We start from the raw sequence: 21123 nt of genomic DNA, 5'->3' as shown, positions 1-21123 counted from the left end.
CGGTCGATATGTCAGCCTTGCTGACATATTCGCCGCGGAGACGGCAAAGCATGAGGCCGGGACTACCGGCCCGTCGGCGGGAACGACGATCCGGGAGGCCGAACATGGCCGAGACACCACGGAAATCCGACACCGAGGCGGGCGCGCTACGCCAAGCCGGACTGCGCGAGGTCGCGCTCGACGACAAATACGATCTCGACAAGCGCGAGGTCTTCCTCACCGGCACACAGGCCGTCGCCCGCATGCTGCTGATGCAGCGCGAGCGCGACCGGCAGGCTGGGCTCGATACGGCGGGCTTCGTCTCCGGCTATCGCGGCTCCCCGCTCGGCGGGCTCGACCAGCAATTGATGCGAGCGTCCAAGCCGCTGAAAGCCGCGAATATCGTCTTCCAGCCTGGCCTGAATGAGGACCTTGCCGCGACCGCGATCTGGGGCACGCAGCAGGCGGGGCTCAGCGGCGAAGGCAGGCATGATGGCGTCTTCGCGCTCTGGTACGGCAAGGGGCCGGGCGTCGACCGCTCCGGCGACGTCTTCCGCCACGGCAACATGGCCGGCACCGATCCGAAGGGCGGTGTGATCTGCCTGATGGGCGACGACCATACGGCGGAATCCTCGACCAACGCCCACCAGACCGAATTCGTGCTGGTCGATCGGATGATGCCGATCCTCAACCCGGCCGGCGTGCAGGAGATCATCGATTACGGCCTGCACGGCATCGCGCTGTCGCGCTTCGCCTCGGTCTGGGTCGGGATCAAATGCGTCAAGGACAACATCGAATCGACCGCATCGATCGATGGCTCGCTCGACCGCGTCAGCATCGTCACGCCCACCGATTACACCCCGCCGCCCGGCGGCCTCGCGATCCGCCGAGAGCTCGATTTCGTCGAGCAGGAACGCCGGATGCATCTCTACAAGCGCGATGCGATGCTGGCCTATCTGCGCGCCAACAAACTGAACCGCATCGTTACCCAGGGCGGCAAGACGCCGCGCATCGGCATCGCGACCGTCGGCAAATCCTATCTCGACGTGCAGCAGGCACTGGCAGATCTCGGCATCGACGAGGTCCGCGCCAACAATCTGGGCATCCGCCTGTTCAAGCTCGCCTGCCCCTGGCCGATCGACCCGGCCGAGTTGAAGGTATTCGCCAAAGGACTCGACCTGATCATGGTGGTCGAGGAAAAGCGCTCGCTGATCGAGGTCCAGGTCCGCGAGGAGCTTTACGGCGCCAAACACCAACCGATGGTGATCGGCAAGAAGGATGAGAAAGGCGAGTGGCTCTTCCCAGTCCATGGCGCGCTCGACCCCAACGATATTGCGATCGCGCTAGGCGGCCGTCTGCTGCAATACCGCGACGACCCTGCCTTGCGCGCCCGGCTGGAGGAGATCGCCGCGGCGCAGGGACGCCTCGCCGAGGCGCAGGAAATCGCCAGGCGCACGCCCTATTTCTGCTCGGGCTGCCCGCATAATTCCTCGACAATCGTGCCCGAGGGGTCGCGCGCCTATGCCGGCATCGGCTGCCATTACATGGTGCAGTGGATGGACCGCGACACGGCGGGTTTCACCCAGATGGGCGGCGAGGGCGCAAACTGGATCGGCGAGGCGCCGTTCTCGAAGCGCGGCCATGTCTTCCAGAATCTCGGCGACGGCACCTATACCCATTCCGGTTCGCTCGCGATCCGCTGGGCCGTCGCGAGCGGCGTCACCCTCACCTACAAGCTGCTCTACAACGACGCCGTCGCGATGACCGGCGGCCAGCAGGCCGAAGGCCATCTCTCGCCCGATCAGATGGCGCGGCAGGTCGCGGCCGAAGGCGTCGCCCGCATCGCCGTCGTCAGCGACGACCCCGGCAAATATCCGCCGGGCACGCAATGGCCGGCCGGCACGACGCTGCACCATCGCGACGAGCTCGACGCCGTCCAGCGCGAGCTCGCCGGAACTTCGGGCGTCTCCCTGCTGCTCTACGACCAGACCTGCGCCACCGAGAAGCGCAGGCGCCGCAAGCGTGGGGCCTATCCCGACCCGGACAAGCGCGTGATCGTCAACGAGCTGGTCTGCGAGGGCTGCGGCGATTGCGGCGTGCAATCGAACTGCGTCTCTGTGCAGCCGCTGGAGACCGAGTTCGGCCGCAAGCGCCAGATCGACCAGTCGAACTGCAACAAGGACTTTTCCTGCGTGAAGGGCTTCTGCCCGTCCTTCGTCACCGTGCATGGAGCGAAGCCGAAGAAGGCCGATCCGCTCCGGCTCGATGCCTCGGCACTCGGCGAAGCCGACTTGCCCGAGCCCGCCGTTCCGGCGCTCGACCGCAGCTTCGCCGTGATCGTCACCGGCGTCGGCGGCACCGGCGTCGTCACCATCGGCGCGATCGTCGGCATGGCCGCGCATCTCGAAGGCAAGGGCTGCGGCATGATCGACATGGCCGGCCTCGCCCAGAAGGGCGGCGCCGTCTTCAGCCATGTCAAGCTCGCGCCGCATCCGGACGATATCCACGCCATCCGCGTCACCGCCGGGCAGGCCGATCTCGTGCTGGGCTGCGACCTCACCGTCACCGGCTCGAAGAAGGTGCTCGGCGCGATCCGGCCGGAGCGCGGCACCGTCATCGTCAACACGGCCGAGAGCCTGCCGGGCGATTTCACCCGCAACGCCGATTTCTCGCTGCCGACCGAGCGCCTGAAACGCGCGATCCTCTCGGCCGCCGGCCGCGAGCAGACGCATTTCCTAGACGCGACGGCAGCAGCGGTCGCCTTCCTCGGCAATGCCATCGCCGCCAACATGTTCATGCTCGGCCATGCCTGGCAGCTCGGCGCCGTCCCGCTTTCGCGCGAGGCGCTGCTCAAGGCGATCGAGCTCAATGGCGAGGCCGTCGCCATGAACAAGCAGGCGTTCGAGCTCGGCCGCCGCGCCGCGCATGATCCACAGGCGCTGGCCGATCTGCTCTCGCAGAGCAAGGCGGCGACGCCGGCCCGCCAGCTCTCGCAGACGCTGGACGAGATCATCGAGCGCCGCGTCGCCTTCCTCACCGCCTATCAGAATGCGGCCTATGCGGCGCGCTACCGTCATCTCGTCGCCCGCGCCCAGACGCGGGAGGCGGCAGTGATGCCGGGCCAGACCTCGCTCAGCGAGGCCGTCGCCCGCAACCTGTTCAAGCTGATGGCCTATAAGGACGAATACGAAGTCGCCCGGCTCTACAGCGACGGTGCCTTCCGCAAGCAGGTCGCCGCGACCTTCGAGGCCGAGGGCAGCGAGGGCAAGCCGCTGCGCTACGAATTCCATCTCGCCCCGCCGCTGCTGGCCCGGCGCGACCCGAATACCGGCCTGCCGCGCAAGATCAGCTTCGGCCCCTGGATGATGGGCGCCTTCTCGGTGCTCGCAAAGCTCAAGGGCCTGCGCGGGACGGCTTTCGACCTCTTCGGCTACACCGAAGAGCGCCGTACCGAGCGCCGGCTGATCGCGGATTACGAAGTGCTGCTGAACGAATTGCTGACCCGGCTCACGCCCGAGAACCATGCGCTTTGCGTGGCACTGGCCGCGATTCCGGAGAAAATCCGCGGCTTCGGCCACGTCAAGGAGCGGCATCTCAAGGCGGCGAAGGCTGAGGAGGCAATGCTGCTTGGGCAGTTGCGCGAGGGTGGCTCTGACGCCGCACTGCCGCAGGCTGCCGAATGAGGCAAGGAGCTTTCGGCGCCTCTTTGGTTCAACTTGAGTCCGATTGCCACCGCACGCCATATTGAGCCGACAGTCGGTTTCAAGGATTGCTTGTGATCACCCCCGAGGAACTGCGCGCCATCGCCTCCTGGTCCCATGATCTTTCCGAGGCGGAATTCGAGGAGGCGCGGCGCGGCATCTCCTTCAAGAGCTATGGCAAGGGCGCCTCGATCTGCCATGTCGGCGACCGGCTGGAATCCTGGACCGGCGTCGCCGACGGACTGGTCAAGATGGCGACGACCTCGAAATCCGGCAAGACAGCGACGCTCGCCGGCCTGCGCTCCGGCGCCTGGTTCGGAGAAGGCACCGTGATCAAGGCCGAGGCACGCCGCTACGAGCTGGTGGCGCTGCGCGAATCCCGGATCGCGCTGATGCGGCGCTCGACCTTCCTCTGGCTGTTCGAGCATTCGGCTGCGTTCAACCGCTTCCTCGTCCACCAGTTCAACGAGCGCCTCGCCCAGTTCATCTCGCTCGCCGAGACCGAGCGTACGCTGGATTCCACCGGCCGGCTGGCCCGCAACCTCGCCTGGCTGTTCAATCCGATCCTCTATCCCGATCTCGGACGCACGCTGGCGATCTCGCAGGAGGAGCTCGGCATGCTCGCCGGCATTTCCCGGCAGATGGCGAACCAGGGGCTGGCCAAGCTCGCCGATCTCGGCCTGATCGAGCTCGGGCATGGCAGCATCACCATCCGCGATCTCGATCGGCTTTCGCGCTACGAAGGGTGAAGGGCCGCCACGGCACCAAATCGCCTTTCGCGCGTTGCTTATCCCGAACAGCCGATGGCTGAGAAAGGAACCGCTGCGATGTTTGGCCTCCTCGACCTGTTCTCGAAACGGGTCACCGATCAGCTCACCGAATATGCCGCCGTCCAGTCGGATATCGCCCGTCGCCTCTGGGCCAATTGGCTCGATCCGTTCCAGGCATGCCAGCCGGTGAAAATCCGCAATGACCGGCGAAGCACCGATCCGCGAGCTGGTGGGCGCCGCTAGTTTCGGATGACCGCCATCGCATCTCGAACAGCCCGCCATTCCCCGGATGGCGGGCTTTCGCCATGACGATTCTCGCCGTCAGGGCGTATTACGCAGGCTCGTTGAACACCGCCTCGATCGCGTAGCCGTCGGGATCGATCACGAAGGCGGCGTAGTAATGCGGCCCGTAGTGAGGACGCAGTCCGGGTGCGCCATTGTCGCGCCCGCCATGCCGAAGCGCTGCCTCATGGAATCTGTCGACCGCTGCGCGATCGGGCGCGGCAAAGGCGAGGTGGAAGCCCGGCCCCGGCGGCCGCTGCCCCTCCGGCTTGAGCTTCAGCGCCAGCTTGTCGCCTCCGCCCGGCCAGCCGTAGCCGACCGCCTGCCCGGTCTCGCCGGGCCGCAGGTCCGACCAGACCCGGACATAGCCGAGCGGCGCCAGCACCGCGTCGTAGAAGGCGCAGGCACGCTCGATACCGGCAACGCCGAAAGACAGATGATGAAGCATGAGTCTGTCCGCCACCGTCGCAGGCACGGTTCCGCCCGCCGATTCAATCGGCCGAATTCGTGAGGAAAATCAGGGCCGAAGCAAAAGCGGACGCAACACATCTGCGTGAGAAGCAAACTTCGGCGGGACGATAATCACCAAAAGGCGAATTGTCTGTCAAGCGGGTCCTTGCGAAGATGATGGCCGCCTGCAAGTCTTGCATGAGAACGAGGCCGGAAACCGGCCCGCGGAAGTCGCCACGACGCATGGCGGCTCGACAGGGAGAACGCAATCGTGGCAAGCGGCACCGCCGGCGAGGCGGATACCTTTCCGAAATTGCTGTTGCGCAATGCAAGGGAGCGCGCCTCGCGCGTGGCCTTCCGCCACAAGGACCTGGGCATCTGGCAGTCCTGGAACTGGGCCGAGGTCGCGACCCATGTCCGCGATTTCGCCGAGGGCTTGCGGCAGCTCGGCCTGAAGCGCGGCGAGAAGGTCGCGATCATCGGCCAGAACCGGCCGAAGCTCTACTGGTCGATGTGCGCAGCGCAGTGGCTCGGCGCGATTCCCGTGCCTGTCTATGCCGACGGCGTCGCCGAGGAGATGGCCTATGTCCTCGACCATGCCGAGGCGGTCATCGCCGTGGTGCAGGACCAGGAGCAGGTCGACAAGCTGCTCTCGATCACCGAGCGCCTGCCGCATCTCAGGCACATGCTCTATGACGAGCCCCGGGGCCTGCGCGACTACGACCACAGCAAGCTCCACGCCATCGAGACGGTGATCGAGGCCGGCGCCAAGGCGCTGAAGGACCCGCAGATCGAGGCCGCGCTGGCCCGCGAGATGGAACAGGGGCAAGGCTCCGATCTCGGCATCATCCTCTATACCTCCGGCACGACCGGACGGCCCAAGGGCGTGATGCTCAGCCATTTCAACGTCCTGATCGCCGCCGAGATCGGCTGCGGCTTCGACGGGCTGAACGAGACCGACGAGGTCATCGCCTATCTGCCGATCGCCTGGGTCGGCGACCATGTGTTTTCCTATGCGCAGGCGATGCTGGCGGGCTTCTGCGTCAATTGCCCGGAAAGCCCGGACACGGTGATCGACGACCGCCGCGAGGTCGGCACCACCTATGCCTTCGCCCCGCCGCGCGTCTTCGAGAACATGCTGACCGTGACCATGGTGCGCATGGAGGATGCCGGCGCGCTCAAGCGGAAGATGTTCCACTATTTCCTCGACGTCGCGAAGCGCTATGGCGAGCAGATCCTGAACGGCGAGAGCGTGCCGCTGAAGGGCCGCCTGCTCTACAAGCTCGGCGACATGCTGGTCTACGGACCCCTGCGCAACCGCTTCGGCCTGACCAATATCAAGGTCGGCTACACCGCCGGCGAGGCGATCGGCCCCGAACTCTTCCGCTTCTACCGCTCGATCGGCATCAACCTGAAGCAGCTCTACGGCCAGACCGAGGCCGGGGTCTACATCACCATGCAGCCCAACGGCGAGATCAAGGCCGACACCGTCGGCAAGCCCGCGCCGATGGTCGATATCCGCATCGACGACAATGGCGAGGTGCTCTACCGCTCGCCCTCGATCTTCGGCGGCTATTACAAGGACCCCGACAAGACCGCGGAGACGATGACCGCCGACGGCTATGTCCGCTCCGGCGATGCCGGCTTCTTCGACGACGGCGGCCACCTCAAGATCATCGACCGCGCCAAGGATGTCGGGAAGCTCAACAGCGGCGATCTCTTCCCGCCGAAATACATCGAGAACAAGCTCAAGTTCTATCCCAACATCAAGGAGGTCGTGGCTTTCGGCCAGGGCCGCGACTACGCCACCGTCGCGCTCAATATCGACCTCATCGCCGTCGGCAACTGGGCCGAGCGCAACAATGTGGTCTACGCCTCCTATCAGGAGCTCGCCGGCCACGATCTCGTCTACGACATGATCGCCAAGCATGTCGACGAGGTGAACCGCTCGCTCGCCTCCGAGCCGATGATGGGCGGCGCCCAGATCAAGCGCTTCCTGATCCTGCACAAGGAGCTCGATGCCGACGACGGCGAGCTCACCCGCACCCAGAAGGTCCGCCGCGGCTTCATCGCCGAGCGCTACGCCCCGCTGGTCACCGCACTCTATGACGGCTCGGACGCCGCCGACATCTCGACGGAAGTCACCTTCGAGGATGGCCGCAAGGGGGTGATCTCGGCCCGCGTCAAGGTGCGCGACGCCAGGCTCTATCCCGTCACGGTCGAGGGGGCGCCGTCCGCGGCGAAGGCGGCATGAACGCGGAACCGATCAACGTGACCGGCGTGCCCGTCCGCGACAAGGGCGAGGTCCTGCTCTCGGTCGAGAACATCTCGCTGCGCTTCGGCGGCGTGAAGGCGATCACCGACGTCTCCTTCGACATCCGCAAGGGCGAGATCCGCGCCATCATCGGCCCCAACGGCGCCGGCAAGACCTCGATGCTGAACTGCATCAACGGCTTCTACCAGCCGCAGGAAGGCCAGATCGTCTTCAAGGGCGAGCGCCGCGCCAAGATGCGCCCGCATCGCGCCGCCGCCGGCGGCATCGCCCGCACCTTCCAGAACGTCGCGCTGTTCAAGGGCATGTCGACGCTCGACAACATCATGACCGGCCGCACGCTCAAGATGAAGAAGGGCTTCTTCTGGCAGGCCCTGCGCCACGGCCCGGCGATGCAGGAGGAGATCGCGCATCGCCGCGTCGTCGAGGACATCATCGACTTCCTGCAGATCGAGCACATCCGCAAATTGCCTGTCGGCAAGCTGCCCTACGGCCTGCAGAAGCGCGTCGAGCTTGGCCGCGCGCTCGCGATGGAGCCGGAGCTGCTGCTGCTCGACGAGCCGATGGCCGGCATGAACCTCGAGGAGAAGGAAGACATGTGCCGCTTCATCCTCGACGTGAACAACCAGTTCGGCACCACCATTGCGTTGATCGAGCACGACATGGGCGTGGTGATGGACCTCTCCGACCGGGTCGTCGTGCTCGAATACGGTCGCAAGATCGCCGACGGCACGCCTGACGAGGTCAAGGCGAACCAGAAGGTCATCGACGCCTATCTCGGCGTGGCGCATTGAGGAGCGTGGAGACATGAGCGACATCGCCACCCGCCCCGCCCCGAACCTTCTCGCCAACCCGCTGGTCAAGGCCGGCCTGATCTTCGCCGCCGTCATAGCGGCGCTCGCGATCGGAGTCCGGCTCGACCCGACCAACACACTCTATGCGATCTTCGTCGACCCGTTCCAGCAGATGGCGCAGGCGCCGGACCTGCTGGTGCAGACCGTCTGGGAGGGGCTCGTCTCCGGGGTGCTCTATGCGCTCATCGCGCTCGGCTTCGTGCTGATCTTCAAGGCCTCGGGCGTGTTCAACTTCGCCCAGGGCATCATGGTGGTGTTCGCGGCGCTGACCCTGGTCGGCCTCTACGAGAAGGGCGTGCCGGCCTTCCTCGCGGTCATCCTGACGCTCGGCGTGATGTTCGCGCTCGCCGTCACCATCGAACGCGTGGTGCTGCGCCCGCTGGTCAACCAGCCCGACATCATCCTGTTCATGGCGACCTTCGGGATCACCTATTTCCTGATCGGCTTCGGCGAAGCGCTCTTCGGCGGCAATCCCAAGCAGATGATTGCCGAGCAGCTCTACCTGCCGAAAGGCGCGGTCGACCTGCAGATCCTCGGCGGGCTGGTCTCGCTCCAGAAGATCGATATCGCCGCCGCCCTCATCGCCTCGCTGATGATTGCCGCGCTCGCCGCCTTCTTCCAGTACACCCGCATCGGAAGAGCCCTGCGAGCGGTGGCCGACAGCCACAAGGCGGCGCTCTCGGTCGGCATCTCGCTCAACCAGATCTGGGTCATCGTCTGGTTCACCGCCGGCATCGTCGCGCTGATCACCGGCATCATGTGGGGCGCCCGCTCGGACGTGTCCTTCGCGCTGGAGATCGTGGCGCTCAAGGCCCTGCCGGTGCTGATCCTCGGCGGCTTCACCTCGATCCCCGGCGCCATCGTCGGCGGCCTGATCATCGGAATCGGCGAGAAGCTCGGTGAGTTCTACTGGGGCCCGCTGATCGGCGGCGGCATCGAGAGCTGGCTCGCCTATTTCATCGCCCTCGGCTTCCTGCTGTTCCGGCCGCAGGGCCTGTTCGGCGACAAGATCATCGAACGTATCTGAGGAGCCGGACGACATGCTCTACCGCGAGGCCGGCCAATACAAATCCACCTATTCCGCCGACATGGCGGTCTTCCCGCTCAGGGAGGACCGGATCGGCATCGCCGTCATCCTGGCGATCGCGCTGGTCGCCATTCCCTTCCTGGGCAGCGACTTCTTCATCGCCTCGGTGATGATCCCATTCCTGATCTTCTCGCTGGCGGCGGTCGGGCTCAACATCCTCACCGGCTATACCGGGCTGATCTCGCTCGGCACCGCCGCCTTCATGGGTGTCGGCGCCTATAGCTGCTACAAGCTCACCACGATCTTCCCGGGCGTGAACATCATCGTCCTGATCCTCGTCTCGGGCCTGTTCTCGGCCGGCATCGGCGTGCTTTTCGGCCTGCCCTCGCTGCGCATCAAGGGCTTCTACCTGGCGGTCGCGACGCTCGCCGCGCAGTTCTTCCTGCAATGGGCTTTCGTGCGCGTGCCCTGGCTGTTCAACTACAACGCCTCGGGCGCGATCGAGGTGCCGCAGCGCACGCTCTTCGACATCCCCCTGACGGGTGCGTCCGCGACCCCGGAGACCCGCTATTTCGTCTGCCTCGGCCTCGTCGTGGTGCTGACCTGGTTCGCCTCCAACATCGTCCACGGCAAGCTCGGCCGCTCCTGGATGGCGGTGCGCGACATGGATATCGCCGCCGAGCTGATGGGTATCAAGCTGCTCAATGCCAAGCTCGCCGCCTTCGCCGTCTCCTCCTATTTCTGCGGCGTCGCCGGCGCGATGATGATCTTCCTCTGGTACGGCGGCGGCGAGGCTGCGGACGTGTTCTCGATCCGCCTCTCCTTCAACATCCTGTTCATGGTCATCATCGGAGGGCTGGGCTCGCTGATCGGCTCCTTCTTCGGCGCGGCCTTCCTCTCGATCCTGCCGACGGCGCTGAAATTCGGCCTGCCGGCGCTCGGCATCCCGATCCAGGGTGCGGCGGCCGAACATGTCACCTTCATGCTGGTCGGCGCGCTGATCATCATCTTCCTGATCGTCGAGCCGCACGGCCTCGCCAGGCTCTGGCAGATCGGGAAGCAGAAATTGCGGACGTGGCCCTTCCCGTACTGACGCGGGAGAGAGCCCAAGAAACGACCGGCACGACAGAAGCGCCGGCGAAAACAAGACGGGACCGGCTGGAACCGGCCCGGAGGAAACGAACGGAGGAAGTCCATGAAGACCAGCAATCTGTTGAAGGGTGCAGCCCTCGGGGCCCTGTTCGCCGCGGGCGCGCTTGCCCCGGCCATGGCGCAGGACAGCGTCTACTTCGCCAACAACGCCTATCGCACCGGCCCGTTCTCGGGCTCGGGCATCCCGATCGGCGACGGCATGCGCGACTACATCACGATGATCAACGAGCGCGACGGCGGCGTGAACGGCGTCAAGGTCATCTACGAGGAATGCGAGACCGGCTACGACACCAAGAAGTCGATCGAGTGCTACGAGCAGGCCAAGTCGAAGAACACCATCGTCTACTCGCCCTGGTCGACCGGCGCGACGCTGGCCGCGATCCCGCGCGCTCATGTCGACAAGATCCCGATCCTGTCGATGGCCTACGGCCTGTCCTCCTCGGCCGACGGCACCAACTTCCCCTGGGTCTTCATCCCGCCCTTCACCTATTGGGACGGCGCCTCCGTTATGGTGAAGCACATGGCGGCCGAACTCGGCGGCATGGACAAGCTCAAGGGCAAGAAGCTCGGCCTGATCCATCTCGACGCGCCCTTCGGCAAGGAGCCGATCCCGGTCCTCGAGAACCTCGCCAAGAAATACGGCTTCGAGCTCAAGCTCTATCCGGTGGCCGCCGCCGACATGCAGAACCAGGGCTCGCTCTGGCTCTCGATCCGCCGCGACCGGCCGGACTTCCTCTACAACCAGGGCTGGGGCGCGATGAACCCGACCGCGGTCAAGGAAGCGGCCAAGAACAACTTCCCGATGAACAAGCTGGTCGGCGTCTGGTGGGCCGGTGGCGATGACGACGCCCGCGCTGGCGGCGACCAGGCCAAGGGCTACAAGTCGCTGAGCTGGACGCTCGCCGGCACCGAGGCGCCCGCCATGCAGGACATCCTCAAATACGTGGTCGACAAGGGCAAGAGCACGACTCCGAAGGAGAAGGTCGGCGAAGCGCTCTACAACCGCGGCGTCTACAACGCGATGCTCGTCGTCGAGGCCGTGCGCAACGCGCAGAAGCTGACCGGCAAGAAGGTGATCACCGCCGAGGACATGCGCCGCGGCCTGGAATCCCTCAATCTCACCGAGGCGCGCCTCAAGGAGATCGGGCTTGGCGGCTTCGTCACGCCGACCACGATCTCCTGCACCGACCATTCCGGCCACAGCAAGATGTTCGTCTCGGAATGGGACGGCACCAAGTGGACCAAGAAGGGCGACTGGGTCGAGCCTCTGAAGGACGAGGTCCGGCCGCTGATCGAGGCCAACGCCAAGGACTATATCGAGAAGGCCGGCAACTGGCCGAAGCGCACCGAGCCCTGCGAAAAGTCGTCCTGATCTGACGGCAGCCGGCGGCGGCTCCCCCGCCGCTGGCACCCCATCGATACCGATTGTCCGGGAGAGGCCGATGTCGACCGCCACCCTCGAAAAGCAGGCCGCTGCGACCGCGAGCGACACCATCCTGTCGCTCAACAACATCGAGGTCATCTACGACCATGTCGTGCTGGTGCTGAAGGGCGTCTCGCTCACCGTGCCGCGCCAGGGCATCGTCGCGATCCTCGGTGCCAACGGCGCCGGCAAGACTACGACGCTGAAGGCGATCTCCAACCTGCTCAAGGCCGAGCGAGGCGAGGTCACCAAGGGCTCGATCGTCTTCGACGGCGAGCGCGTCGACAGGATGTCCCCGAACGAGCTCGTCCGGCGCGGCTGCATTCAGGTCATGGAAGGCCGGCACTGCTTCGGCCATCTCTCGATCGAGGAGAACCTGCTGACCGGCGCCTTCACCCGCCGCGACGGCAATGCCGCGATCAAGCGCGACCTCGAGAAGATCTACACCCTGTTTCCACGCCTGAAGCAGCGCCGCTCGTCGCAGGCCGGCTACACCTCCGGCGGCGAGCAGCAGATGTGCGCCATCGGCCGGGCGATGATGTCGAACCCCAAGATGATCCTGCTCGACGAGCCCTCGATGGGCCTCGCCCCGCAGATCGTCGAGGAGATCTTCGAGATCGTCCGCGGGCTCAATGCCGATGAGGGCGTCTCCTTCCTCGTCGCCGAGCAGAACACCAATATGGCGCTGCGCTATGCGACCTACGGCTACATCATGGAGACCGGGCGCGTCGTCATGGACGGCGAGGCCAAGATGCTGCGCGAGAATGAGGACGTGAAGGAATTCTATCTCGGCGTCGCCGAGGGCAACAAGAAGTCCTTTCGCGAAGTGAAGAGCTACAAGCGCCGCAAGCGCTGGCTGTCGTGAACGCACGATCCGGCACCGCACCCGACAGACGAGACCCCGCCATGACAGAGCACCACGACGCGCTCGAAACCCGTTCGCCTGCCGCGCGCGAGGCCGACCTCTTCGCAAGGCTGCCAGCGGTGCTGGCAGCAGCCCTGAAAGCGCCGGCCTATGCCGAACGGCTCGCCGGCATCGACCCCGATGCGATCACTGACCGCAAGGCACTGACCGGCCTGCCCATCCTGCGCAAGGCGGAACTCCCGGCCCTTCAGAAGGCGGCCCTGCCCTTCGGCGGCTTCGTCTCGGAGGCAGCTAACTCCTTCGGTCGGCTCTTTACGTCTCCCGGTCCGATCTTCGAGCCTGAAGGCACCGCTGCCGACGCCTGGGGCGCCGCACGCGGCCTCTACGCCGCCGGCTTCCGGCCGGGCGATATCGTCCTGAACACGCTAAGCTATCACCTGACGCCTGGCGGCTTCATCATGGATTCCGCCGCACGCGCGGTGGGCTGCACCGTGATCCCGGCAGGTCCCGGCAATACCGAGCAGCAGATGGAGGTGATCTCCGCCTACCGCCCGAGCGCCTATGCCGGCACGCCCGACTTTCTCAAGATCCTGATCGAGGCGGCCGAGACGCGCGGCGTCGATATCTCCTCGATCAAGCGCGCGGTGGTCTCCGGCGCCGCCTTCCCGCCCTCGCTGCAAGCCTGGGTCAGGGAGCGCGGCATCGATGCCTACCAGCTCTATGCCACCGCCGATGTCGGCGTCATCGCCTATGAGACGGCGGCGCGCGAAGGCATGGTGCTGAACGAGAACCTGATCGTCGAGATCGTCCGGCCTGGCACCGGCGACCCCGTTCCCGAGGGCGAGGTCGGCGAGGTCGTGATCACCAATCTAGACCCGCATCATCCCCAGATCAGGCTCGCGGTCGGCGATCTCACCGCCATCCTGCCGGGCGCGAGTGCCTGCGGGCGCAGCAACACCCGGATCAGGGGCTGGATGGGCCGCGCCGACCAGACTGCCAAGATCAAGGGCATGTTCGTGCGGCCCGAGCAGGTCGCCGAGATCGCCAGGCGCCATGCCGAGATCGCAAAACTCCGCCTCGTCGTCGGCCGCGCCAACGAGACCGACACGATGACGCTGAAGGCCGAGATCTACGCCGAGGCCGCCGGCCTGATCGACGCGGTGTCCTCGACCTTGCAGCAAGTGACGAAGCTGAAGGGTGCGGTCGAAATCCTCCCGCTCGGCGCGCTGCCGAACGACGGCAAGGTCATCGCCGACGAACGCCCCGTGGGGTGACGCCGCGCGTCACCACGCGATCGGCTTCTCCCCCTGCTCGTCCAGCCACGCATTCGCTCGGCTGAACGGCTTCGAGCCGAAGAACCCTCGCCGCGCCGACAGCGGCGAGGGATGCGCGCTGGCGATGACCAGATGTCGGCTCTCGTCGATCAGGGGCCGCTTCGTCTGCGCTGGATTGCCCCAGAGCAGAAAGACGACATGCGCTCGCTCGCGTGAGACCGTTGCGATCACCGCATCGGTCACCGCTCCCCAGCCGAGCGAGAGATGCGAGCCGGCCTTGCTCGCTCCCTCGCGCACCGTCAGCGCCGTGTTGAGCAGCAAGACGCCCTGCTTCGCCCAGCGCGTCAGGTCGCCGTCCGCGGGTGTGGGCTCTCCCAGGTCTTCAGCTCGCTCCTTGTAGATATTGACGAGCGAGCGCGGCAGCGGCGCCGGCCCGACATAGGAAAAGGCGAGCCCGTTGGCATGGCCCGGCGTCGGATAGGGGTCTTGGCCCAGGATGACGGCCCGGACCGCATCGAGCGGCGTCAGCGCCAGCGCGGCAAAGACCCGCTCCGGCACCGGGGCCACCACATGCCCGGCCGCCCGCTCGGCATCGACCGCCGCGCAGGCACGAGCGGCAGCCCCATCGGCAGCGAAGACCGGCAGCTCGCGCCAGTCGGCTGAATTCCCGCTCGCCCGGAAGGCCGCGAGCGCTTCAGCACATTTCACTTCAGGACCGCCCGGCCTTCGACCCTGGCATCGACCGTGCCGAGCTTGCGGACATAGACCATCACCTCATTGGCCATCAGCTTGCCGTCGGTGAGGCCGATCAGCGTCCTGCCGCGGCTCAGCGCCGTGTAGCCGTCGCCGCCCTCCAGCATGAAGTTATTGGAGGCGACGGTGTATTTGCCGGCCGGATCGATCGGCTTGCCGTCGACAGTGACGGCACCCACGCGCGAACCCTGAGGCTGCTTGAGATCGGCCTCGAATGTCAGGCCGGAGACCACCGGGAAGCGCCCGGCGCCTTGCGGCGCATCGCGCAATCCGTTCTCGATCGCGTCCTTCACGTCCTTGCCGGTGATCTCGACCATCACGGTGGCGTTTCCGAAGGGCAGTTCGCTTAGCACGTCACGGCGCGTCAGCTTCTGCCCGGCCGCGTATTGCTTGTTGGCGCGGATGCCCCCGGCATTGGTGATGGCGAGCTGGGCGCCGGTCGCGGAGCGGATCGCATCGGCGATCAGGTTGCCGATCGCGGTCTCCTGCGTGCGGATGACACCGGTGCGGGAATCGAGCGGCGCGGCCAGCGTCGCGATGTCGACGTCGAGCTCCTTCGACAGCTCGCCCTCATAGCCCTTGATGATGGCGGCGACATCCGGGTCCGGCGTCGCGGCGCGGGAATCGTTGACACGGAAGGTCGGCGTCCACGAGACCTGCCGCGCCGCGCCCTCGCCCTTGATGCTGACGGCGATGTCGATCGCGGTGACGTAATTGCCCTCCTCGTTCGACTCGACCATCACCACCTTGCCGTCATAGGCGATGGCGAGATCGTGGTCGTGGCCGGTGAGCACGATATCGACCACGCGCGAGCGTACGATCTCGTAATCCGTCTTCCGGTCGGCATGGACGACGGCGACGAGAATATCGGCGCCCTCGCCCTTCAAAACCTTGGCCTCGCGGCGCAACGCCTCCATCGTCGAGGAGAATTTCAGGTCGCCGGGGAAGGAAACCTGCGGGGTCGGGTCGAAGGCGGCGCCGATGACGCCGACCTTGATGCCGCCGAGCTCGAAGATCTGCGAATCCCTGTGATGCGGCAGGATGCTGCCGGCAGCGTCACGCAGGTTCGCGGCGAAGGTCGGGTAGCTCTGCGCTGCCGTCAGCTTGAGGTAGTTCTCCTTGCCGAAATCGAATTCGTGGTTGCCGGGCACGAAGACGTCGATGCCCATCTTGTTCTGCATCGCAACGATATGCGCGCCCTGGTCGAATCCGGACATCAGCGAGGGCGAGTAGCAATCCCCGGCATGGCAGAACAGCACCGGCACGCCCTTGGCACGCTCGGCCTTGGCGATGCCGGCCGCGCGCGCGAAGCCGCCGCGGCCCTTGTCGTCGCTCATCTTGTAGATGTCGTTGAGCAGCAGCAGCGTGAAGCTCGGTGCCGGCTGCTGGGCCATCGCCACGGGCGCAGTCGCAGCGAGCGTCACTGGCGCCGCCAGGACACCGAGAGCCTTGCGGCGGGTGAGCTTCGTCATGGCAAGCGCCCCTATGTCCTGAGAACCGCTCCAGACTAGCAAGAGGAGCGAGGCGCTGACCAGAGGGGTTTCGGGCCGCCCGACGGCGGGAAGCAGTGTCGCACCCCTGCCATTCGAGGAGCTTCAAGGCTGGACGAAAGCGCGAACTCGTCTAAATCACGACGCCAAGGAGTGCACGCGTTCATGACCGCTGACATCGCCGCAGTGCCGGCCCGCGAGGCCGCTTCCCTGCCACCCGACCATCCGAAGGTACAGTACGGCCGCATCGGCGTGCTCTTGATGAATCTCGGCACGCCCGAGGGCACCGGCTATTGGCCGATGCGCGCCTATCTCAAGGAGTTCCTCTCCGACCGTCGCGTCATCGAGGAGCCCCGCTGGAAATGGTGGCCGATCCTCAACCTGATCATCCTGTCGACGCGGCCGGGCCGGAAGGGCAAGGACTACGCCTCGATCTGGAACAAGGAGCGTGACGAGGGTCCGCTCAAGACCATCACCCGCTCGCAGACCGAACAGCTCGCTGAGCGCCTGAAGCCGTTGGCCGGAGAGCGCGTCGTCTTCGACTGGGCCATGCGCTACGGCTTTCCCGATGTGCAGAGCCGGCTGAAAGCCCTGCTCGACCAGGGCTGCGATCGCATCCTGCTGGTGCCGCTCTATCCGCAATATGCCGCGCCGACTTCGGCGACCGCCTGCGACCAGGCTTTTCGCGCGCTGATGCAAATGCGCTGGCAGCCTTCGGTGCGCGTCGCCCCGCCCTATCACGACGACCCCGTCTATATCGGCGCGCTCGCCCGCTCGATGCGTGCCTGGCTGGCGAAGCTCGATTTCGCGCCGGAGGTCATCCTCTGCTCCTTCCACGGCATGCCCAAGGAATACCTGCTGAAGGGCGACCCCTATTACTGCCAGTGCGTGAAGACCTGGCGCCTGCTGCGCGCCGAACTCGGCCTCTCCGAGGAGCAGTTCCCGCTGACCTTCCAGTCGCGATTCGGGCCGGACGAGTGGCTCCAGCCCTATACCGACGAAACGGTGAAGGCCCTGGCCCAGGCCGGGAAGAAATCGATGGCGATCGTCGCGCCGGGCTTCTCGGCCGATTGCCTGGAGACGCTGGAAGAACTCGACGGCGAAAACCGCGAGATCTTCCTGCACAATGGCGGCGAGACATTCGCCTATCTGCCTTGCCTCAACGATTCCCCCGAAGGTATCGACGTCATCGCCGAAGTCGTCCAGCGCGAGCTGATGGGCTGGCTCTGAGCTAGCCTTCGCCTGCGACGAAGCACGCCACGCTCTCGGCCACCGGCCGCGCCTTCAGGATGCGGCGATGGCCGAGCCCGTCCGTCGCTTCCAGCCGGACGAACGGGCCGGCCTGCTCCAACGCCTCGGCATGCGCGAAGCCCAGTTCGCGATCCTGCCGATCATGGATCACCAGCGTCTGCAACCCGATCGCCTTGAGCTGGAGCGGCCCTTCGAAAGCCTCGACCGGATTGCCGGCGACGACATGGATGCGCTGCTCCAGCGCCGCCTGCCCGCGCCGGCCGAGACCGATCGCATGGCCGAATTGCCGGGTGATCCGGGTGATCGAGGACGGCGCCGAGATCAGCACGAGCCGATCCGCGCTGACCACCGGCTGTCCCCTGACCGAGCCCGCCAGTGCGGCCAGCGTGATCGCGCCGCCGAAGGAATGGGTGACGATCGCGTGGAATGGGCCGAACACCCGCGCGACCGCCGCAAGGCTCGCGACGCCGAGCGGAATATTGAGCTCCCGCCCCGTCGAGGCGCCATGGCCGGGCAGGTCGAAGGCGACCACTCGGAAACCCGCCGTCAGGAGCGGCTCGACGAAGCCCGTCATCGAGGCCGCATCGCCGGTCCAGCCATGGACCAGCAGCACCGTCCGGGTCGGCGCCCGCTCCTCAGGCTCGAAGACATAGGCCTGCACGCTCCCGCACGGAAACGGTATTGCGCGCAAGCTCGCTTGCCGCAGCCGCGGCGGCTGCCCCATCTTGCCGTTTCCGTTTCGCGTCGACGGCCTCGGCGGGGTACAGAAGAGGCGGAAGGCCAGCCGGCCGGCTGTGCGCGGAGCTATGAAGCTCGCGGCCCGGACCAGCGGGCGCATGTAGCGAAGGGTGGCAGTGGTCATGGCGAAGACCCGATCTTGTTCAGCGCTGAACCATTATGTTCAGTCATGAACAAAATACAAGCCCCTTCTGCTTCGCCTGAAGCGCAGGTCCTGCCCTGGGAATTGCCGCGTTTCCGCAACTGGATCGCCGTCGCCCGCGCGCACAGCCTCTGGGAGAAGGTCTTCACCGAGGCCCTGGCGCCGCTCGACATCCAGCTCGCGCATTACGACGTGCTCGCCAATATCTTCCATGTCCCCGGCCTCTCCCAGCAGGCCCTGGCCGAGAAGCTCCTGGTCGGGCGCAGCGCGATGAGCATGCTGCTGCCCGTGCTGGAGAAGCGCGGCCTGATCGAGCGCCGCAATGACGAGGCCGACAAGCGCCTGCGCCGCCTCTGGCTCACGCCTGCCGGAGAAGCACTGACCCGCAAGGCGATGGCGGTCCATGTCGCCGAGATCGAGGCGATGATGCAGGTCTTGAGTGACGAGGAATGCAACGCCGCCGGCGAGGCGATGCGCCGCGTCGGCAAGGCGCTCGAAGCGCGTGGCGGCGCGGCAACGAGCCGCCACGAAAAGCCGTAAAATCCGGCTCGCTCAGAGCGCCAGGATCACTCCCGCCACCGCGTCGAGCGCGGCGTCCGCGTCAGTGCAGGCCTGCGCACCATCCACCGCGGGAGCGCCTTCCAGCAGGAAGACCGGGCGCTTGAACTGCAAGGCGAAAGCGATCTCGGACAAGGTGCCGTAGCCGCCGCCGATCGCGACGAGGCAGCAGGCGGCCCGAGCGATCAGCGCGTTGCGGGCGACGCCGATGCCGGTCGCGAGCGGGACGGTGACGTAGGGATTGGCCGCCTCCGGCTCGTCATCCGGCAGAAGGCCGATCGACAGGCCGCCGGCTTCCGCCACACCGCGGCAGACCTCTTCCATCACCCCGGCACGGCCGCCGCACAAAACGGTGACGCCATGCTCCGCAAGCCGTCGCCCCATCGCAAAGGCGGCGGCTTCCTGCGCAGCGGTCGGCGTGCGCGTCCCGATCACCGCGACGGGCGTCCGCAGCGGCATCCCACTGTCGCGCTGGAGCCAATGCACGGCGCCGGCCAGAGAGACGGGTTCTCCCCGCCCCGCCGTTGCCGTCGCCTCGCTCCAACGCCGGGTCGCCGGATCGAAGATCCGGCCGCGCCCGTCGAGCAATTGCCCGTTCTCGCGATCGAGGCGCAGTTGCAGCTCGTGAGCCACGGCTCAGGCCGGCTTCTTCTCCTCGCCGAAAGCGGAGATGCCGCCATGCTTGGCAGACCAGCTCGCCGGGTCGTTCAGGAAGCTCTCGACCTCGGCCAGGATCTTCGGCTCGAAATGGCCGCTCTCCTTGGCCACGGCCAACACGTCCCACCAGGTGGTGAGATAATGCAGGTTGACGCCGATCTCGGCCATCAGCTCGCGGCTCTTCGGGAAGATGTCGTAGTAGAACAGCACGAAGCAGTGCTGCACGTCGGCGCCGGCATTGCGCAGCGCCTCGGCAAAATTGACCTTGCTGCGCCCGTCGGTGGCGAGATCCTCGACCAGGAGGGTGCGCGCGCCCTCGACGACGGAGCCCTCGATCTGGGCGTTGCGGCCAAAACCCTTCGGCTTCTTGCGGACATATTGCATCGGCAGCGAAAGACGATCGGAGATCCAGGCGGCGAAGGGAATGCCCGCTGTTTCGCCGCCGGCGATGATGTCGAGCGACTCGTAGCCGATATCGCGCACGATCGTCGTCGCCGCGAAATCGATCAGCGTCGAGCGCAGGCGCGGATAGGAAATGATCTTGCGGCAGTCGATATAGACCGGGCTGGCCCAGCCCGAGGTGAAGAAGAAGGGCTTGTCGCTGTAAAAGTGGACAGCCTTGATTTCGAGCAGCATCTTGGCCGCTTCGCGCGCGATCACGGTCCTGTCGGTGGGGGTGAACAGGTGGGACATGGCGCGGTCTCTCCGGGCTGAGCGACGCCGCTCGCCGGGAACGGCAAGGGCGCAAGGGCTGGTCGAATTGGCAAACGGCCTCTTCTGATCGCCTCGGCCCGGCAGGTCAATCCCTCTGCCCGGCGATTTTCACCGCGATCTGCAACCCTGTTCCGCTGCATCACCCTCCAGCCGCCAGCCGGACCGCAGGATGCCCTTGGCGTTCCCGAAAACGCTCATGGCAGGGTTTCCCACGACATCCACAGGCTGGGACGCGGACGCTCATTGCGCCGACCCAGACCGCATGAGATGCCAAACGATCTGAATATGGGCGACGCCATGCCGCATCGCCGCTCCGCTGGGCTTGGCCGGAGCAGACAAGGGGCTTTCATCATGAGCGATCTTCAAGCGGCAGCCGCCGCACCAACGGAAGTGGACGGCAAGGCGCGCAAGGCCTTGTGGGGTGCGGCGATCGGCTATGCGATGGACGGGTTCGACCTGCTGATCCTCGGCTTCATGCTGCGGGCGATCTCGGCCGACCTGCAGCTCAGCCAGGCCCAGGCGGCCTCGCTGGTCACCGCGACGCTGGTCGGCGCCGTGCTCGGCGGCATCGGCTTCGGCATGCTGTCGGACCGCATCGGCCGGGTCCGGGTGCTGACCTGGACCATCGTCCTCTTCGCCGTCTTCACCGGCATGTGCGCACTGGCGCAGGGCTACTGGGACCTGCTGATCTACCGCACCATCGCCGGCCTCGGGCTCGGCGGCGAGTTCGGCATCGGCATGGCGCTGGTCGCCGAGGCCTGGCCGGCCTCG

Annotated in this window: 19 protein-coding genes; 13 read left to right on the top strand and 6 right to left on the bottom strand. The window is 66.2% G+C overall.

Translation table 11 applies throughout. The features are described 5' to 3' along the window. Positions 1–104 precede the first annotated feature (104 nt). From ASE61_RS06580 to ASE61_RS06570, 3 genes are all read left to right on the top strand, one after another. The gene (locus ASE61_RS06580) at positions 105–3662 is read left to right on the top strand and encodes an indolepyruvate ferredoxin oxidoreductase family protein (protein WP_061965940.1); all 3558 of its coding nucleotides are present in this window, start codon (positions 105–107) and stop codon (positions 3660–3662) included. A gap of 92 nt (positions 3663–3754) precedes the next feature. Beyond that, the gene (locus ASE61_RS06575; protein ID WP_061965938.1) at positions 3755–4429 is read left to right on the top strand and encodes a Crp/Fnr family transcriptional regulator; all 675 of its coding nucleotides are present in this window, start codon (positions 3755–3757) and stop codon (positions 4427–4429) included. 78 nt (positions 4430–4507) lie between these two features. Beyond that, positions 4508–4693: a hypothetical protein gene (locus ASE61_RS06570; RefSeq protein WP_061965936.1), complete on the top strand. Its 186-nt coding sequence runs from the start codon at positions 4508–4510 to the stop codon at positions 4691–4693. Positions 4694–4781: 88 nt separating this feature from the next. Here the strand turns inward: ASE61_RS06570 and ASE61_RS06565 are convergent, their stop codons facing one another. After that, positions 4782–5180, bottom strand: a complete 399-nt coding sequence (locus ASE61_RS06565) for a VOC family protein (protein ID WP_061965934.1) — start codon at positions 5178–5180, stop codon at positions 4782–4784. 270 nt (positions 5181–5450) lie between these two features. On the opposite strand from ASE61_RS06565, the gene ASE61_RS06560 reads away from it, so the two are divergent. The 7 genes from ASE61_RS06560 (at position 5451) to ASE61_RS06530 (ending at position 14049) form a co-directional block, all read left to right on the top strand. Then, positions 5451–7436 carry an AMP-dependent synthetase/ligase gene (locus ASE61_RS06560; RefSeq protein ID WP_061965932.1) on the top strand — a complete coding sequence of 662 codons (1986 nt, stop codon included), beginning with the start codon at positions 5451–5453 and terminating at the stop codon, positions 7434–7436. After that, the gene (locus ASE61_RS06555) at positions 7433–8248 is read left to right on the top strand and encodes an ABC transporter ATP-binding protein (RefSeq protein WP_061965930.1); all 816 of its coding nucleotides are present in this window, start codon (positions 7433–7435) and stop codon (positions 8246–8248) included. The genes ASE61_RS06560 and ASE61_RS06555 overlap by 4 nt, the downstream gene beginning before the upstream one ends. 172 nt (positions 8249–8420) lie before the next feature. Next, the gene (locus ASE61_RS06550; RefSeq protein WP_061966074.1) at positions 8421–9335 is read left to right on the top strand and encodes a branched-chain amino acid ABC transporter permease; all 915 of its coding nucleotides are present in this window, start codon (positions 8421–8423) and stop codon (positions 9333–9335) included. Positions 9336–9348: 13 nt separating this feature from the next. Continuing rightward, positions 9349–10428 carry a branched-chain amino acid ABC transporter permease gene (locus tag ASE61_RS06545; RefSeq protein WP_061965928.1) on the top strand — a complete coding sequence of 360 codons (1080 nt, stop codon included), beginning with the start codon at positions 9349–9351 and terminating at the stop codon, positions 10426–10428. Positions 10429–10530: 102 nt separating this feature from the next. Next, positions 10531–11859 carry an ABC transporter substrate-binding protein gene (locus ASE61_RS06540; protein WP_061965926.1) on the top strand — a complete coding sequence of 443 codons (1329 nt, stop codon included), beginning with the start codon at positions 10531–10533 and terminating at the stop codon, positions 11857–11859. 70 nt (positions 11860–11929) lie between these two features. Beyond that, the gene (locus ASE61_RS06535) at positions 11930–12775 is read left to right on the top strand and encodes an ABC transporter ATP-binding protein (protein ID WP_061965924.1); all 846 of its coding nucleotides are present in this window, start codon (positions 11930–11932) and stop codon (positions 12773–12775) included. 41 nt (positions 12776–12816) lie between these two features. Then, positions 12817–14049 carry a phenylacetate--CoA ligase family protein gene (locus ASE61_RS06530; protein WP_061965922.1) on the top strand — a complete coding sequence of 411 codons (1233 nt, stop codon included), beginning with the start codon at positions 12817–12819 and terminating at the stop codon, positions 14047–14049. 9 nt (positions 14050–14058) lie between these two features. On the opposite strand, the gene ung is transcribed toward ASE61_RS06530, so the two are convergent. Then, on the bottom strand, positions 14059–14757 hold the full coding sequence (gene ung, locus ASE61_RS06525; RefSeq protein WP_061965920.1) for a uracil-DNA glycosylase: 699 nt from the start codon (positions 14755–14757) through the stop codon (positions 14059–14061). Continuing rightward, the gene (locus tag ASE61_RS06520; protein ID WP_061965918.1) at positions 14754–16274 is read right to left on the bottom strand and encodes a bifunctional metallophosphatase/5'-nucleotidase; all 1521 of its coding nucleotides are present in this window, start codon (positions 16272–16274) and stop codon (positions 14754–14756) included. The genes ung and ASE61_RS06520 overlap by 4 nt, the downstream gene beginning before the upstream one ends. A gap of 183 nt (positions 16275–16457) precedes the next feature. Between ASE61_RS06520 and hemH the strand changes: the two genes are divergently transcribed. Continuing rightward, positions 16458–17522: a ferrochelatase gene (hemH, locus tag ASE61_RS06515; protein WP_061965916.1), complete on the top strand. Its 1065-nt coding sequence runs from the start codon at positions 16458–16460 to the stop codon at positions 17520–17522. 1 nt (position 17523) lies between these two features. Here the strand turns inward: hemH and ASE61_RS06510 are convergent, their stop codons facing one another. Beyond that, a complete protein-coding gene (locus tag ASE61_RS06510) occupies positions 17524–18204 on the bottom strand; it encodes an alpha/beta fold hydrolase (protein WP_061965914.1) in 681 nt (226 codons plus the stop codon). Positions 18205–18450: 246 nt separating this feature from the next. On the opposite strand from ASE61_RS06510, the gene ASE61_RS06505 reads away from it, so the two are divergent. Next, entirely contained in the window at positions 18451–18963 is a 513-nt protein-coding gene (locus tag ASE61_RS06505; RefSeq protein WP_061965912.1) for a MarR family winged helix-turn-helix transcriptional regulator, read from the top strand. Positions 18964–18975: 12 nt separating this feature from the next. Here ASE61_RS06505 and ASE61_RS06500 read toward each other — a convergent pair whose 3' ends face one another. Next, positions 18976–19614 (bottom strand): TIGR00725 family protein, encoded by a 639-nt coding sequence (locus ASE61_RS06500; protein ID WP_244492743.1) that lies wholly within the window; start codon positions 19612–19614, stop codon positions 18976–18978. 3 nt (positions 19615–19617) lie between these two features. Then, positions 19618–20331 carry an orotate phosphoribosyltransferase gene (locus ASE61_RS06495; RefSeq protein ID WP_061965910.1) on the bottom strand — a complete coding sequence of 238 codons (714 nt, stop codon included), beginning with the start codon at positions 20329–20331 and terminating at the stop codon, positions 19618–19620. A gap of 372 nt (positions 20332–20703) precedes the next feature. Here ASE61_RS06495 and ASE61_RS27050 point away from each other — a divergent pair. Then, positions 20704–21123: MFS transporter (locus tag ASE61_RS27050; RefSeq protein WP_244492742.1), on the top strand; the 420-nt coding region annotated here is incomplete at its 3' end.

The organism is Allobosea sp. Root670 (genome assembly GCF_001429415.1).
GTDB classification, from domain to species: Bacteria; Pseudomonadota; Alphaproteobacteria; order Rhizobiales; family Beijerinckiaceae; genus Allobosea; species Allobosea robiniae.
Note: the sequence above shows the minus strand (reverse complement) of the source record. Positions and strands in the feature narration are given on the sequence as shown.

Bases quoted from the DNA above. Each gene is read 5' to 3' on its own strand.
- ASE61_RS06520 (WP_061965918.1), bottom strand. From the start codon at position 16,274: ATGACGAAGCTCACCCGCCGCAAGGCTCTCGGTGTCCTGGCGGCGCCA.
- hemH (WP_061965916.1), top strand. From the start codon at position 16,458: ATGACCGCTGACATCGCCGCAGTGCCGGCCCGCGAGGCCGCTTCCCTG.
- ASE61_RS06540 (WP_061965926.1), top strand. From the start codon at position 10,531: ATGAAGACCAGCAATCTGTTGAAGGGTGCAGCCCTCGGGGCCCTGTTC.
- ASE61_RS06530 (WP_061965922.1), top strand. From the start codon at position 12,817: ATGACAGAGCACCACGACGCGCTCGAAACCCGTTCGCCTGCCGCGCGC.
- ASE61_RS06565 (WP_061965934.1), bottom strand. From the start codon at position 5,180: ATGCTTCATCATCTGTCTTTCGGCGTTGCCGGTATCGAGCGTGCCTGC.
- ASE61_RS06495 (WP_061965910.1), bottom strand. From the start codon at position 20,331: ATGTCCCACCTGTTCACCCCCACCGACAGGACCGTGATCGCGCGCGAA.
- ASE61_RS06555 (WP_061965930.1), top strand. From the start codon at position 7,433: ATGAACGCGGAACCGATCAACGTGACCGGCGTGCCCGTCCGCGACAAG.
- ASE61_RS06580 (WP_061965940.1), top strand. From the start codon at position 105: ATGGCCGAGACACCACGGAAATCCGACACCGAGGCGGGCGCGCTACGC.
- ASE61_RS06550 (WP_061966074.1), top strand. From the start codon at position 8,421: ATGGCGCAGGCGCCGGACCTGCTGGTGCAGACCGTCTGGGAGGGGCTC.
- ASE61_RS06570 (WP_061965936.1), top strand. From the start codon at position 4,508: ATGTTTGGCCTCCTCGACCTGTTCTCGAAACGGGTCACCGATCAGCTC.
- ASE61_RS06535 (WP_061965924.1), top strand. From the start codon at position 11,930: ATGTCGACCGCCACCCTCGAAAAGCAGGCCGCTGCGACCGCGAGCGAC.
- ASE61_RS06545 (WP_061965928.1), top strand. From the start codon at position 9,349: ATGCTCTACCGCGAGGCCGGCCAATACAAATCCACCTATTCCGCCGAC.
- ASE61_RS06505 (WP_061965912.1), top strand. From the start codon at position 18,451: ATGAACAAAATACAAGCCCCTTCTGCTTCGCCTGAAGCGCAGGTCCTG.